The 15,333-nt window shown below is 26.5% G+C and carries 13 protein-coding genes and 2 pseudogenes; 14 read left to right on the forward strand and 1 reads right to left on the reverse strand.

Going from position 1 to position 15,333, the window contains the following annotated elements; translation table 11 throughout:
* The 14 genes and pseudogenes from JG677_RS04300 to pssA all read left to right on the forward strand — a co-directional run.
* Positions 1-336, forward strand: a pseudogene (locus tag JG677_RS04300) (glycosyltransferase family 2 protein); the annotation flags it as partial.
* Positions 324-1,421 carry an N-acetylgalactosamine-N,N'-diacetylbacillosaminyl-diphospho-undecaprenol 4-alpha-N-acetylgalactosaminyltransferase gene (gene pglJ / locus JG677_RS04305; RefSeq protein ID WP_200285360.1) on the forward strand — a complete coding sequence of 366 codons (1,098 nt, stop codon included), beginning with the start codon at positions 324-326 and terminating at the stop codon, positions 1,419-1,421. The pseudogene JG677_RS04300 and the gene pglJ, both read left to right, overlap by 13 nt.
* A gap of 3 nt (positions 1,422-1,424) precedes the next feature.
* Positions 1,425-3,743, forward strand: a pseudogene (locus JG677_RS09035) (STT3 domain-containing protein).
* A complete protein-coding gene (locus JG677_RS04315; RefSeq protein WP_200169479.1) occupies positions 3,740-4,870 on the forward strand; it encodes a glycosyltransferase family 4 protein in 1,131 nt (376 codons plus the stop codon). The pseudogene JG677_RS09035 and the gene JG677_RS04315 overlap by 4 nt, the downstream one beginning before the upstream one ends.
* The gene (pglC, locus tag JG677_RS04320; protein ID WP_200169478.1) at positions 4,863-5,465 is read left to right on the forward strand and encodes an undecaprenyl phosphate N,N'-diacetylbacillosamine 1-phosphate transferase; all 603 of its coding nucleotides are present in this window, start codon (positions 4,863-4,865) and stop codon (positions 5,463-5,465) included. The genes JG677_RS04315 and pglC overlap by 8 nt, the downstream gene beginning before the upstream one ends.
* Positions 5,452-6,048, forward strand: coding sequence for an acetyltransferase (locus JG677_RS04325; protein ID WP_200169477.1), 597 nt, complete (start codon positions 5,452-5,454; stop codon positions 6,046-6,048). Before pglC ends, JG677_RS04325 begins: the two co-directional genes overlap by 14 nt.
* On the forward strand, positions 6,045-7,205 hold the full coding sequence (gene pglE / locus JG677_RS04330; RefSeq protein ID WP_200285363.1) for a UDP-N-acetylbacillosamine transaminase: 1,161 nt from the start codon (positions 6,045-6,047) through the stop codon (positions 7,203-7,205). The genes JG677_RS04325 and pglE overlap by 4 nt, the downstream gene beginning before the upstream one ends.
* A gap of 1 nt (position 7,206) precedes the next feature.
* Positions 7,207-8,982 carry a UDP-N-acetylglucosamine 4,6-dehydratase (configuration-retaining) gene (pglF, locus tag JG677_RS04335; protein WP_200285365.1) on the forward strand — a complete coding sequence of 592 codons (1,776 nt, stop codon included), beginning with the start codon at positions 7,207-7,209 and terminating at the stop codon, positions 8,980-8,982.
* Positions 8,982-9,890 carry a PDC sensor domain-containing protein gene (locus JG677_RS04340; protein WP_200169474.1) on the forward strand — a complete coding sequence of 303 codons (909 nt, stop codon included), beginning with the start codon at positions 8,982-8,984 and terminating at the stop codon, positions 9,888-9,890. The genes pglF and JG677_RS04340 overlap by 1 nt, the downstream gene beginning before the upstream one ends.
* Positions 9,891-9,963: 73 nt before the next feature.
* Entirely contained in the window at positions 9,964-10,350 is a 387-nt protein-coding gene (locus tag JG677_RS04345; RefSeq protein ID WP_200169473.1) for a chemotaxis response regulator CheY, read from the forward strand.
* 32 nt (positions 10,351-10,382) lie between these two features.
* Entirely contained in the window at positions 10,383-11,216 is an 834-nt protein-coding gene (locus JG677_RS04350) for a 50S ribosomal protein L11 methyltransferase (RefSeq protein ID WP_200285367.1), read from the forward strand.
* Positions 11,216-13,150 carry an ATP-dependent zinc metalloprotease FtsH gene (gene ftsH, locus JG677_RS04355; protein ID WP_200285369.1) on the forward strand — a complete coding sequence of 645 codons (1,935 nt, stop codon included), beginning with the start codon at positions 11,216-11,218 and terminating at the stop codon, positions 13,148-13,150. The genes JG677_RS04350 and ftsH overlap by 1 nt, the downstream gene beginning before the upstream one ends.
* On the forward strand, positions 13,143-13,760 hold the full coding sequence (locus tag JG677_RS04360; RefSeq protein WP_200285371.1) for a phosphatidylserine decarboxylase: 618 nt from the start codon (positions 13,143-13,145) through the stop codon (positions 13,758-13,760). Before ftsH ends, JG677_RS04360 begins: the two co-directional genes overlap by 8 nt.
* Before the next feature lie 18 nt (positions 13,761-13,778).
* Positions 13,779-14,498, forward strand: coding sequence for a CDP-diacylglycerol--serine O-phosphatidyltransferase (gene pssA / locus JG677_RS04365; RefSeq protein ID WP_200217243.1), 720 nt, complete (start codon positions 13,779-13,781; stop codon positions 14,496-14,498).
* Here pssA and JG677_RS04370 read toward each other — a convergent pair.
* Positions 14,495-15,295, reverse strand: a complete 801-nt coding sequence (locus tag JG677_RS04370) for a ferritin-like domain-containing protein (protein WP_200285373.1) — start codon at positions 15,293-15,295, stop codon at positions 14,495-14,497. The genes pssA and JG677_RS04370 overlap by 4 nt on opposite strands.
* Positions 15,296-15,333 lie beyond the last annotated feature (38 nt).

Below are 15,333 nucleotides of genomic sequence, written 5' to 3' on the forward strand. Positions count from 1 at the left end.
GTATATAAGATTAATAGAGAAGATAGTGTAACTTTAGGAGCTATTAAAAATTCAAAAAGAGTTTATCTTGGTTATTTAGAGCTTGCTAGGATAGTTGAAGATGAACTTTTAAAAAGTAAAGATAAAGATTATAAAAAACAATGTGCAAATTATTATAAAATGGCGGCTTATTATGCTAAGTTAGCCCATCTTTATAAACAAATGTATTTTTGTCTTTATAAAAGCTTATGGATTAAATTTAATACACCTGCCTTAATCTTACTAAGTTTAAGTATAATTCCAAATAAGATTATTATTTTTTTATCAAAAGTTAGAGTGAGTTTATGCAAAAATTAGCTATTTTTATTTATTCTTTAGGCAGTGGTGGAGCAGAAAGAGTTGTTGCAACCTTATTCCCTATTTTAAATATGAAATTTGAAGTACATCTTATTTTAATGAATGATAAAATTTCTTATGAAATTCCAGAATGTAAAATACATTTTTTAGAAAAATCATATCCTAATGAAAATTCTTTGATGAAATTTTTAAAACTTCCTTTTTTAGCCTTAAAATATAAAAAACTTTGTAAAGAATTAAATATTGATATACAATTTGTTTTTCTTAATCGTCCTAATTATATTGCTTTATTAGCAAGAATGTTTGGATTAAAAGCAAGATTGGTGATTAATGAATGCACAACTCCTAGCGTGATGTATGCTAAAAAAAATTTTAATTCTCTTATTAATAAAGCTTTAATTTATTTTTTATATCCTAAGGCCGATTTAATCTTACCTAATTCTATGGGAAATTTAGAAGATTTAGTGCAAAATTTTAATATTAAAAAAGAAAAATGTAATATTTTATATAATGCTATTGATTTAGAAAATATAGAAAAAAAATCTTTAGAACCTATTAAATTAAAAGATAAGTTTATATTAAGCGTAGGAAGATTAGATAAAGGAAAAAATCATACTTTATTAATTAGAGCTTATGCGAGATTAAAAACAGATTTAAAGCTTGTTATTTTAGGAGAAGGAATTTTAAAAAATGAACTTGAAAAATTAATTTTTCAATTAAATTTAAAAGAAAAGGTTTTGCTTTTAGGTTTTGATAATAATCCTTATAAATATATGTCTAAATGCGAATTTTTTGCTTTTGCTTCAGTGTTTGAAGGTTTTTCTAATGTTTTAATTGAAAGTTTAGCCTGTTCTTGTGCGGTAGTTTGTACAGATCATCAAAGCGGAGCAAAAGAGTTGTTTGGCAATAATGAATTTGGTCTTTTGGTGGAAGTAAATAATGAAGAGAGTATGTATGAGGGTTTAAAATTAATGCTAGAAGATGAAAATTTAAAAAATATTTATAAAAATAAAGCAAAACAAAGGGCATCAGAGTTTGATAAAGTTAAAATCGCAAGAGATGCTTTAAAATATTTATTAGGGTAGAAAATGCAAAAGATGAATGATATTTTTAAAAATTACAACTTACTCGCTTTTATTTTAATTGCTTTTATTTTTAGTATTATATGTCGTTTTTATTGGATTTTTTGGGCAAGTGAATTTAATGAGTATTTTTTCAATAATGAATTAATGATTATTTCAAATGATGGCTATGCTTTTGCAGAAGGTGCAAGAGATATGATAGCAGGTTTTCATCAGCCTAATGATTTAAGTTATTATGGCTCATCGCTTTCTACTCTTACTTATTGGATTTATAAAATTACTCCTTTTTCTTTTGAAAGTATTATTTTATATATGAGTATATTTTTATCTTCTTTAGTTGTTGTGCCAATTATATTGATTGCTAATGAATATAAAAATCCTTTAATGGGTTTTATAGCCGCTCTTTTAGCAAGTATAGCAAATAGCTATTATAATCGCACTATGGCAGGGTATTATGATACAGATATGCTTGTAATAGTTCTTCCTATGTTTATTTTATTTTTTATGATAAGACTTATTTTAAAAAAAGATTTATTATCTTTTATCCTTTTGCCTTTTTGTGTAATGATTTATCTTTGGTGGTATCCATCAAGTTACACTTTAAATGTTGCATTAATAGGACTTTTTTTTATTTATACTCTTATTTTTCATAGAAAAGAAACAATATTATATATGAGCATTATTTTAATGCTTATCACTCTTTCAAATATTGCTTGGTTTTATCAAAGTGCTATTATAGTGATACTTTTTTCTCTTTTTGTTTTAAAAAATTATTATTTTAATCTAAAACTACTTCTTGTTTTAGGTTTTATCACTTTTATTTTTTTAATTTTAAGTGGTGGTATTGACCCTATACTTTATCAGCTTAAATTTTATATATTTCGCACTGATTTAAGCACCAGCTTGACTCGAGGTTTTGTTTATTTTAATGTCAATAAAACAATACAAGAAGTTGAAAGTATAGATTTAAGTGTTTTTATGCAAAGAATAAGCTCTAATGAAATTATCTTTTTGCTTTCTTTTATAGGTTTTATTTTATTTGCCAAACAGCATAAAAGTATGATTTTAACTTTACCTATGCTTTTGCTTGGTTTTTTAGCGCTTAAAGGTGGGCTTCGTTTTACTATCTATGCTGTGCCTATTATGGCTTTGGGATTTGGCTTTTTGAGTATTAAAATTTTAGAATATATAGAAAAAATTAAAATACAAAATATTCTAAAAAATCATATAAATTAAGATTTTCATTTTGCATTAAATAAAAAAATATAAACAATACCGAAATAAAAACAAAAGCTACTATTAAAAAAAATCTAAAAAATCTTATATCTTTAGCATTTTGTATTTTTAATAGCATTTTTTTGTATTTTTATGATTTTAGAATGTTTGCATAAAAAAGATCTAAAATTAATGCGTGTTTTTTTTATGATAGCTATTTTAATAATGAGTTTATCTTTTGCTTTAAAACATATTTATAATTATAAAGCTCCAACTGTTTTTACTCAAAATGAAGCGACTCTTTTAACAAAACTTAAAGCATTAGCCTCAAGAGAAGATTATGTTGTAACTTGGTGGGATTATGGATATCCTATTAGATATTATAGTGATGTCAAAACTTTAGTGGATGGTGGAAAACATTTAGGAAAAGATAATTTTTTCCCTTCTTTTGTTCTAAGTAAAGATCAAAGATCAGCTGCAAATATGGCAAGGTTGAGTGTAGAATATACTGAAAAAAGTTTTTATAAACCATATAATGATTTGCTTGATGCTATGATGAAAGATTACAATCAAAGCAATGTTGAATTGTTTTTAAATTCTTTAAGTAAAGAAGATTTTAAAATTAATACCCCAAAGACAAGAGATATTTATCTTTATCTTCCATCACGAATGGTTTCAATTTTTTCAACTGTTGCAAGTTTTTCTTTTATAGATCTTGAAACAGGAGAGATTAATAAACCTTTTACTTTTAGCACTTCTTATGTTTTAGGTGAAGATAATGGGGAAATTATTTTAAGTAATGGAATTATTTTAAGTAATGATTTTAGAAATTTTAAATTAAACGGAGATGTTTTTGCAATTAATAGTTTTATAGAGTTTGATTCTGTTGAAAAAAATGAATATAAAATTATCAATGTAGATCCTAATGCAAATTTTTATATTTTTTATATCAAAGATTCCTCTATGCCTTTTACTCAATTTATTTTAATGGATAAAAATATGTATCAAAGTGCTTTTGTTCAAATGTTTTTTTTAGGCAATTATGATAAAAATTTATTTGATTTGGTTTTAAACACTAAAGAAGCAAAGGTATTTAAATTAAAAATATGAAAATAGGATTTTTAAGCCATTCTGGTATGAGTATTTATCATTTTAGAGCCCCAATTATTAAAGCTTTATTAACAAGAGGAGATGAGGTATTTATTATAGTTCCAAAAGATAATTATGCTAATAAGCTTCAAGAATTAAAAGCTAATATTATTTTTTATGAACTAAATCGTTCAAGCCTTAATCCTTTGATTGTCTTTAGAAATTTTTTACACCTTGTAAAAACTTTAAAAACTTTAAATTTAGATTTGCTTCAAACAAGTGCTCATAAAAGCAATACTTTTGGAGTAATGGCAGCAAAAGTAGCAAAAATTAAATTTATTTTTGCTCTTGTAGAAGGACTTGGATCATTTTATATTGATGAAGACTTTAAAAGTAAATTAGTAAGAACAATGATTAATTCATTATATAAAATATCTTTTAAATTGGCTACCAAATTTATTTTTGTCAATGAAAGCAATGCTAAATTTATGAAAAATTTGGGCTTAAAAGAGGATAAAATTTGTATTATAAAATCTGTAGGAGTTAATCTTAAAAAATTTTTTCCTATGCAAATACAAAATGATATTAAAATGAATTTTTTAAAAAAATACAATATGCCTGATAAACCTTTGGTTTTAATGATAGCTAGGGCTTTGTGGCATAAGGGAATTAAAGAATTTTATGAAGCGGCTAAGCTTTTAAATGATAGAGCTAATTTTATTTTAGTAGGCGGAAGAGACGATAATAAATCTTGTGCTCCTTTGGAGTTTTTACAAAAAGGTGAAGTTTTTTATCTTGGATCAAGAGATGATATAGCTTTTTTGTTAAATTTATGTGATATTTTTGTTTTGCCAAGCTATAAAGAAGGTTTTCCTGCTACTATTTTAGAGGCAAAAGCTTGCGCAAAAGCTTGTATAGTAAGTGATTGTGAAGGTTGTGTAGAAGCGATTTCAAATGGCTATGATGGTCTTTTATTTCAAAGTAAAAATACAAATGATTTTGTTGAAAAAATTATTTTATTAATAGAAGATATAAAATTAAGAGAAAATTTAGCTCATAATGCATTCAAGGAAGCTTTAAAATTGGATGAAAATTTAATTGCAAAAAGTTATTTAAAAATTTATGATGAAAGTATAAAAAATGTATAAAAAATATATTAAAAGGATTTTAGATTTTATTTTAGCTTTGATTTTATTAAGTTTTTTTTCGCCTCTGATTTTAATTATTGCTATACTTTTAAAAATTACTCAAAAAAGCGTAATTTTTACACAAATTAGACCTGGGCTTTATGAAAAAGAGTTTAAAATTTATAAATTTAAAACAATGAGTGATGAAAGAGATGCGCAAGGAAATTTACTTCCTGATGAAATGCGTTTAAAATCTTTAGGGAAAATTATTAGAAGTTTAAGCTTAGATGAATTATTGCAACTTTTTAATGTTTTAAAAGGTGATATGAGCTTTGTAGGACCGCGTCCTTTATTGCCCGAATATTTAAAACTTTATGACTTAAGACAAAAAATGCGTCATAATGTAAAGCCAGGTATTACAGGATGGGCTCAAGTTAATGGACGTAATGATATTTCTTGGAAACAAAAATTTGAACTTGATGTATATTATGTAGAACATATTTCTTTTGCTCTTGATTTAAAAATTCTTTTTTTGACCTTTTTCAAAGTTTTAAAACGAAGTGGAATTAATAAAACAGGTCAAGCTACAACGGAAAAATTTAATGGAAAGAACTAAAAAAATCTATATTTATGGAGCAGGGGGCCACGGTTTAGTTTGTGCAGATGTGGCAAAGTCTTTAGGCTATGAAGAATGTATTTTTTTAGATGATAATAAGGGTATGAAATTTAGCAAAGATTTGCCAAAATGGGATATATTTGTTGCTATAGGTGATAATAATATTAGAGAGAAAGTTTTTAATATTATTAAAGAAAATGGTTTTAAAATAGTTAATTTAATCCATCCAAGTGCTATTATAAGTCCTAGTGCTTTTTTGGAAGAAGGTGGAGTTTTAATTATGCCTTGTGTGGTAGTTAATGCTAAGGCTTTTATTGCTAAAGGAGTTATTTTAAATACCTCTTGTGTTGTAGAACACGAATGCAAAATAGGCGCATTTTCTCATATAAGTGTAGGTGCCAAAATGGCTGGAAATGTTAAAATAGGTGAAAAATGTTTTATGGGAATTAATTCTTGTATTTTGCCTAATTTAACAATGATAGATAATAGTATTTTGGGTGCAGGTGCTGTTTTAACGCGTGATATAACCAAAAAAGGAACTTATATTGGTGTTCCTGCAAAAAATATAAAGGATAAATTATGAAATTTTTTCTTTCAGCTCCACATATGGGTGAAAACGAATTAAAATACATACAAGAAGTTTTTAAAAGTAATTATATAGCTCCTTTAGGAGAATTTGTTAATCGTTTTGAACAAAGTATTAAAGATTATACAAAAAGTGATTACGCCTTAGCTTTAAATTCTGCAACAGCAGCATTGCATCTTGCTTTAAGAGTAGCTGGGATAAAAGAAAATGATATAGTTTTAGCTTCTTCTTTTACCTTTATTGCTTCAGTTGCGCCTATTTACTATCTTAAGGCTAAGCCTATTTTTATTGATTGTGATGAAACCTTTAATTTAGATGTAGCTTTATTAAAACAAGCTATTTATGAGAGTGAAAAAAAACCAAAAGCTTTAATTTTGACTCATCTTTATGGCAATGCACCAAAAATGGATGAGATTATTGCAATTTGTAAAGAAAATAATATTGTTTTAATTGAAGATGCCGCAGAAGCTTTAGGAAGTTTTTATAAGGGTAAAGCTTTAGGAACTTTTGGAGAATTTGGGGTTTATTCTTTTAATGGCAATAAAATTATCACAACTTCAGGTGGAGGAATGCTTATAGGAAAAGATAAGCAAAAAATAGAAAAAGCAAGATTTTATAGCACACAAGCAAGAGAAGATTGTTTGCATTATGAACATATAGATTATGGATATAATTATAGACTCAGCAATGTTTTGGGTGCTATTGGGGTTGCGCAAATGGAAGTTCTAGAACAAAGAGTGCTTAAAAAAAGAGAAATTTATGAGTGGTATAAAGAATTTTTAGGAGATAGTTTTAGTTTTTTAGATGAACTTGAAAATTCAAGAAGTAATCGTTGGTTAAGCACAGCTTTGATAGATTTTAAGCTAGATGAACTTTTTAAAGAGAAAAAAAGTATTTATATTACACAAAAAGATTTTTCTTTGCATCCTAAAATTTCAAAATTAATTAAAGATTTAAAAGAAGAGCAAATTGAAACAAGACCTCTTTGGAAAGCTATGCACGCTCAAGCAGTTTTTAAAGGAGAGAAAGCTTATATAAATGGTAATAGTGAATTATTTTTTTATAAAGGAATTTGTTTGCCAAGTAGTACCACTATGAGCAAAGATGATGTGAAAGAAATTTCTAATCTCATTTTAAAGAGTATTCGAGGTTAAGATGGATTTTACTTTTTATAAAAGCAAAAGACTGATATTTTTTGTTTGTTTTGATATTTTTTTATTTTTACTTTCTATTTTTTTAGCTTTTTCTTTAAGATTTAGTGGAGATATTCCTGATGAATTTTATCATTCTATGTTTAAATCAGGTTTTATACTTATTATTTTAAAGATTTTGTTTTTGTTTATTTTTAAGATTTATAAAGTAGCTTGGAGATTTTTTTCTTTAAATGAAGCAAGAAAAATTTTTATAGCTCTTATTTTATCTGAAATTATTTTTTTGATAATTTTTTCTTTTTATAGTGATTTTTTTAATCCTTTTCCAAGAAGTGTTATAGGGATAGATTTTGTTTTATCTTATATGTTTATAGGTTCTTTAAGAATTAGTAAAAGAATGTTTGTTGATTTTAAATCTAATAAAGTTTTTGAAGAAAATCCTTGTATAGTTATAGGAGCAACTTCTAAAGCGCTTCATTTGTTAAAAGGTGCCAAAGAGGGACATTTAGGACTTTATCCTATTGGAGTGATTGATGAGAGAAAAGAACTTATTGGAACTTATTGCGATAAATTTAAGGTTGAGTCAAAAGATAAAATCAAAGATTATGTAGCTAAAGGTACAAAAACAGCAATTATTGCATTAAAGCTTGAGCAAGAAGAATTAAAAAAACTTTTTGAAGAACTTATTAACTATGGAATTTTGGATGTTAAAATTTTTTCTTTTACAAGAAATGAAGCAAGAGATATTAGTATAGAAGATTTGCTTGCTAGAAAACCTAAAGATTTAGACAATAATGCAGTTATAGACTTTTTAAAAGATAAAGTAGTTTTAGTAAGTGGAGCTGGAGGTAGTATAGGAAGTGAGCTTTGTAAACAATGTATTAAATTTGGTGCAAAACAACTTATAATGATTGATCATAGTGAATTTAATCTTTATAAAATTAATGAAGATTTAAGTTTATCTAAAGATAAAATCGTTCCTATTTTAATGAGTATCCTAGAAAAAGATAATCTTGATAATATTTTAAAACAATATAAACCAGAACTTGTTTTACACGCAGCAGCTTATAAACATGTCCCACTTTGTGAGCAAAATCCATATTCTGCAGTATTAAATAACATTATAGGAACTAAAATTCTAATAGATAGTGCAAAAAATAATGGAGTTAAAAAATTTGTTATGATTAGTACCGATAAAGCTGTAAGACCTACAAGTATTATGGGTTGCACTAAAAGAGTTTGTGAGCTTTATACTTTGGCTTTATCAAATAAAGATTTTGAAGTTGCTTGTGTTCGTTTTGGGAATGTTTTAGGTTCAAGTGGAAGCGTAATTCCTAAATTTAAAGAGCAAATTGCAAAAGGAGAGCCTTTAAGTCTTACGCATCCTGATATAGTGCGATATTTTATGCTTGTTGATGAAGCAGTGCAACTTGTTCTTCAAGCAGGTGCTATAGCAAAAGGAGGGGAGCTTTTTGTCCTTGATATGGGCAAGCCTGTAAAAATTATGGATTTAGCAAAAAAAATGCTTTTGCTTTCAAATCGTCCTGATTTAGAAATTAAAATTACCGGACTTAGAAGAGGGGAAAAACTTTTTGAAGAACTTTTGATTGATGAAAATGATGCTAAAACAAAATATGAAAGTATTTTTGTGGTAAAAGATCAAAAAACTGATCTTGCTATATTAAACTCTCAAATTGATAAACTTAAGCAGAATGAAGATATAATTAAAATATTGCTTGAAATTGTTCCAGAATTTAAACATAACGCCGGAGGTAATTAATGTTTATTAAAGATATGCAAAAATTTGAAGACAATCGTTATAAAGCAAGAGCATATATGACTTATATTTTAACAAGAAATTTACCCAATAAGCTTCCTAATATACATCTTGATAGTATAAAAATAGCTTTAGATAAAATTGAACATGATATTTCTATTTTCGATGCTTTGTATATACTTGATACTTCTGGAAAACAAATTGGCAATACAATAGCTTTAAAAAAAGAATACGAAATAGGAGCTGGAGAAGATAGAAGTTCTAAGGCTTATTTTTATCGAGCTGTTAAATTTAAACGTTGTATATTAAGTGATCCTTATCCTTCAAGTTTAAACAATGAATTATGTGTTACTGCATCCATGCCAATTTATAACGATAAAAATGAATTATTATTTGTAGTTTGTATAGATGTAAGTTTAATTAATATTTTAAAAGTAATAGAAGCTGGATATTTTGAAACAACTTTTAACTATTTTAGTCGAGCGATTTATTTTTGTTTTGCTGTAGTTTTATTTATAATTACATGTTTTTTATTTCAAAAAGGTTTTTTTAGTTTATTTCACGAGCAAGAAAAAGTTGGAATACAAGTTATATTTCAAAGTACTATAGCTATTACTTTAGCTTTAGCTATTTTCGATCTTACAAAAACTATTATAGAAGAAGAAGTTTTAGGAAGAACAAAAAAAGAAACTCACGGAATACAAAAAACTATGGTGAGATTTTTGGGTTCGATTATTATTGCTTTAGCTATTGAAGCCTTAATGTTGGTATTTAAACTTGTATCAAGTGATTTATCTCAAATGATTTATGTAATATATCTTATAGCTGGTATTAATCTTCTTTTAATTGGACTTAGCATATACTTATTTGCGGTAAAATATAAAAATAGTAATATTTATGAAAATAATTAACGAAAAGATGTTATAATTGTTTTTTGTTTCAGTAAAATAAATAGTAAAATTAGAAATTTGAAAGGACGAAATTGTGAAATTGTTGGTTGTTGATGACAGTTCTACTATGAGAAGGATTATTAAGAATACTCTAACAAGACTTGGGCATAATGATGTTCTTGAAGCTGAACATGGGGTTGAAGCTTGGGATTTACTGACTAAAAATGAAGATGTAAAAGTTTTAATTACTGATTGGAATATGCCAGAAATGAATGGTTTAGAGTTGGTGAAAAAGGTAAGGGCTGAGAAAAAATATGAAGATATGCCTATTATTATGGTAACAACTGAAGGTGGTAAAGCTGAAGTTATTACGGCTTTAAAAGCAGGTGTTAATAACTATATTGTAAAACCATTTACCCCACAAGTATTAAAAGAAAAACTTGAAGATGTTTTAGGAACTGGTTCTGAGGTATCTGAATAAAAAATATAAGCCTTTTTGGCAATAGTTTCAAAATGCAAAAATTTTACTATGAATTATTTTTTAAAGTTGAAAAATCCTATGAAAAGGTATTTACTGATTTCATATTTGATTTAGGGATTGAGGCTTTAGAGGAAAAAGATGGAGGTTTTTTTATAAGATCTGAAGACAGTCTAGAAAATATAGATTTTGCTTTAGGTATATTTGTAGAAAAACTTTCTACTTTAGAAAATAAAGAAATTTTCTTTCAAAAAAAACTTAAAAGAAAAGAAAATAAAGATTGGATTGAAGAGTATAAAAAAAGCATTAATCCTATTTTGATTGATAATGTTTATATCCATACTTCTTGGCAAGAGCCAAAAGAAAATTGTTTAAATATCAAAATAAATCCTGCACTTGCTTTTGGTTCTGGCCATCATGAAAGTACTCATTCTTGTATAAAATTTTTACAAAAATATATTAAAAAAAATATGTTAGCTTTGGATATAGGTTGCGGGAGTGGAATTTTAGCAATTATTATTGCAAAATATTTATGTAAGGTAGATATTTGCGATACAGATATTTTAGCCATTGAAAGTGCTAAAAAAAATGCTAAAATTAATAGTGTAAAATTTCAAAATATATGGCATGGTTCTGTAGATCAAGCAAATAAAAAATATGATTTAGTAGTAGCTAATCTTATTGCTGATATTATTTTGATTTTAGAAAATGATATTAAAAAATGTTTAAATGATAATGCTATACTTATATTGTCTGGAATTTTAGATAAATATGAAAATAGAATAAAAGATAAATTTAAAGATTTAAAATTGATTGATAAAATTCAATCAAATGAATGGATAAGTTTAGTTTATAAAAAGGAAATTTAATGAATAAACCAAATAATAAAAACAATAATCCAAAAAATAATAATTTTTTTAACAAAAATCCAATTTTTATTTTTGCAATTTTTGCAATCATAATGATAATTCTTTTTAAAGGATTTTTTGATGGAAATAATTCTTTTGGAGTTAATTTAAATGGAGGTGAGGTAAGCAAGAATGTAGCTTACTCAGAACTTAAAAAACTCATACAAAGCGGGCAAATTAATCAAGTTAGTATAGGACAAACTACTATTAAAGCTATATCCTCAACTCATAATACTATTTATACAGCTAAAAAAGTCAATGATCCAGAGCTTGTGAATTTGCTTGATCAAAAAAATATTGCTTATGGAGCTTACTCTGAAACTAATTGGTTTGCTGATATTTTGTTTTCATGGGTACTTCCAATTTTTATCTTTTTTGGTATTTGGATGTTTTTGGCAAGCCGTATGCAAAAAAATATGGGGAGTTCTATTCTAGGGATAGGAAGCTCTAAAAAACTTGTAAATTCCGAAAAACCAAAAGTAAAATTTTCTGATGTAGCTGGAGTTGAAGAAGCAAAAGAAGAAGTAAAAGAAATAGTTGATTTTTTAAAATTTCCTGAGCGTTATATTAAATTAGGGGCAAAAATTCCAAAAGGACTTTTACTAGTTGGACCTCCAGGCACAGGAAAAACTTTATTAGCCAAAGCTGTTGCCGGTGAAGCTGATGTTCCATTTTTTAGTGTTTCTGGATCAAGCTTTATAGAAATGTTTGTAGGTGTTGGAGCAAGTAGAGTAAGAGATTTATTTGAAAATGCTAAAAAAGAAGCCCCAGCTATTGTATTTATTGATGAAATTGATGCTATCGGTAAAAGTCGTGCAGCAAGTGGTATGATGGGCGGCAACGATGAAAGAGAGCAAACCTTAAATCAGCTTTTAGCTGAAATGGATGGTTTTGGAAGTGAGAGTTCTCCTGTGATTGTTTTAGCGGCTACAAATCGTCCAGAAGTTTTAGATCCAGCTCTTTTAAGACCAGGAAGATTTGATAGACAAGTATTAGTAGATAAACCTGATTTCAAAGGAAGATGTGATATTTTAAAAGTGCATATGAAAGATGTAAAAATTTCTCCTAGTGTAAAAGTTGAAGACATAGCAAGACTTACTGCAGGTTTAGCAGGAGCGGATTTAGCTAATATCATCAATGAAGCTGCTCTTTTAGCTGGAAGAGATTCTAAAAAATATGTAGAGCAAAATGATTTAGTTGAAGCTGTTGAAAGAGCTATAGCTGGTCTTGAAAAAAAATCACGTCGTATTAATGATAAAGAGAAAAAAATTGTTACTTATCATGAGTGTGGTCATGCTTTAATTGCAGAAACAACTAAAGGTGCTAAAAAAGTAAGCAAAGTTTCTGTAATCCCTAGAGGTTTAGCAGCTTTAGGATATACTTTAAATACTCCAGAAGAAAATAAATTTTTAATGCAAAAGCATGAATTGCTTGCAGAAGTAGATGTTCTTTTGGGAGGACGTGCTGCTGAGGAAGTATTTATTGGAGAAATTTCAACAGGGGCAAGCAATGATCTTGAAAGAGCTACAGATATTATAAAAGCTATGATATCTATGTATGGTATGAGTGAAATTGCAGGTCTAATGGTACTTGAAAAACAAAGAAATACTTTTTTAAATGGTGGTCAAACAATTAAAGATTATTCTGAAAAAATGGCAGAATCTTTAGATATTTATGTTAAAACAACATTGGATGAGAGATACAATGAAGTAAAGAAGATTTTAAATGATTACAAAGGTGCTATTGAAACTATGGTAGAAGCTTTATACGAAGAAGAAACTATTGAAGGTACTAAAGTTAGGGAAATTATTAAAGAATATGAAATAAATAATAATCTTCCAACACGCTTACAACAAGATAAAGATTCTTTATCAAAAGAAGAGATAGATGAATAAGTATATTTCAAAAGTTGGATATTTTACTATAGGAATTTGCTTAGCTTTATTTTTTATAGTTTGGATATTTTGGTCTTTTTCGATTTTAATCTTTTTAATACTTTTGTTGCTTTTGTTTCTTTTTAGAACGCCAAAAAGAACTTTAGCTTGTATGGATGAGAAAGCTATATTATCTCCTATTGATGGAAAAATTGTAAAAATACAAAATTTAAATCATTGTTTATTAGGAGAGTGTATAGAAATAAATATTAAAAATTTTTTTTATAATCCAGGGACATTTTATGCCTGTTTTAAAATGAAAATTAATAAGATTCAAAAAAAGTATGGACTTTTTTTATGCAATAGTTTAAAAAGCTCAAAAGATATGAATGAAAATGTATCAATTTTTGCAAGTACGGATAATAAAAATATCATTTATCAAATTTATGCTGGGTCATTGGATAGAAAATTGAATATATATAACATTTATTCAGAACTTAATGCTGGAGATGAGATAGGATTTTTTATTAATGGAAGCATAAGTTTATTTTTGCCAAAAGATAAAATTCGCATTCAAGTAGGACTTGGAGATAAAGTAAAAGCAGGAGCTTTAATAGGTTATTTAGAGTGATTTTTTAAAGGAGAAATTATGAATAATAAACCCCAACTTATTTATATATTACCTAATCTTTTTACAGCTATTTCGGCGTTTTTAGGGATTATTTCAATAATTTCTTCTATACAAGGAAATTATCAAAAAGCTTTAATTTATATCATATTATCTTTAATTTGTGATGGACTAGATGGACGTGTCGCAAGACTTACAAAGACTACTTCAAAATTTGGTGTTGAATTTGACTCTTTAGCAGATTTAGTTGCTTTTGGTGTTGCTCCAGCAATATTTTTCTATACAAGCATTGGAACTGATTATGGAAAATTAGGTTCTTTGATTACAGCTTTTTTTGTTGTTTTTGGTGCTATTCGTTTGGCAAGATTTAATGTGACAACTGGAACATATGAACCTTCAGTATTTATTGGCTTACCTATTCCTACTGCAGCTGTTGTTAGTGCAATTTATACTTATGCTTATGTAAAATATGAATTTTTAGAGTCTTATGGTCTTATTTTTTTAATTTTACAAGCAATTCTTGGATTTTTAATGGTAAGCAATATCCGTTATCCGAGTTTTAAAAAAGTTGATTTTTCTCGTGCAAATTTTTTAAGAGTATTAATTGTTTTGATAATAATTTTTTCTTTTTTATATCTTTATCCTTTAGAGGCTCTAGTTTTTTTAGCAAGTTTATATGTTCTTTATGGAATTATTAGAGCCTTGTATAATTTTGTAATTTTAATGTTTAAGAAGATTTAATTATTATAAAATTCATTAATTTTTTGTAATTCTAAAGGATCAAATCCTGCTTGAATTCTTGCTTCAAAATTAAGTTGTTTTCCAGCCAAAGAAAAAGTTTTAAATTCTTTACATAAATTTAAAAAATCTTCTTCTTTATTTTTAGAATATTTCCACCAAAAATCCCCTTTGCCGACATGTGTGATTTCATCTCTTAAAATAATGTGTAAAATTTCTTCCAAAAAAGGTTTAATTTCATTATCACTTGTTTGTATTTTTTTTAAAACAAAAGGATTTGCATCAAGTCCTTTTGCTTCTAAACCTCTATGTACAACCCCCATTCTAAGAGCTAAAGAATCTTTTGTTAAATTTAAAGCTAAATCTAAATTATCATGAACAAAAAAATCTCCATATTTATATCCTAGTTGTTCTAAGGCTTGATTTAAAAATTGAAAATGCTTTATTTCTTCATCTACAACTTCTAACCAATCTTGATAAAATTTTAAAGGAAGATTTTTAAAACGATAAGCACTATCTAAAGCTAAGTTAATAGCACTAAATTCAATGTGAGCAATTGAATGTATAATTTGAGCTAAGGATTTTATGCTTTTGGTAAATTTAGGCCTTCTAATACGTGTGGGATGTATGAATTTTACATTTTTATAGCTACTTTCTTTAAGAATGCTGATATTAGAATGATTAAAAATAACTTTTTTGCTTTTAAAATCATCATAAAAATTATAAAAATCATTAATTTTTTGATTTAAATTTTGATTGTATAAAATTATTTCTAAAGTTTCAAAAAATTCTTTTTTCATTGCTAAACCTTGATTTAATTATATATTTTACTATAAAT

Origin of the sequence: Campylobacter sp. TTU-622 (genome assembly GCF_016598965.1) — a bacterium.
GTDB lineage: Bacteria > Campylobacterota > Campylobacteria > Campylobacterales > Campylobacteraceae > Campylobacter_D.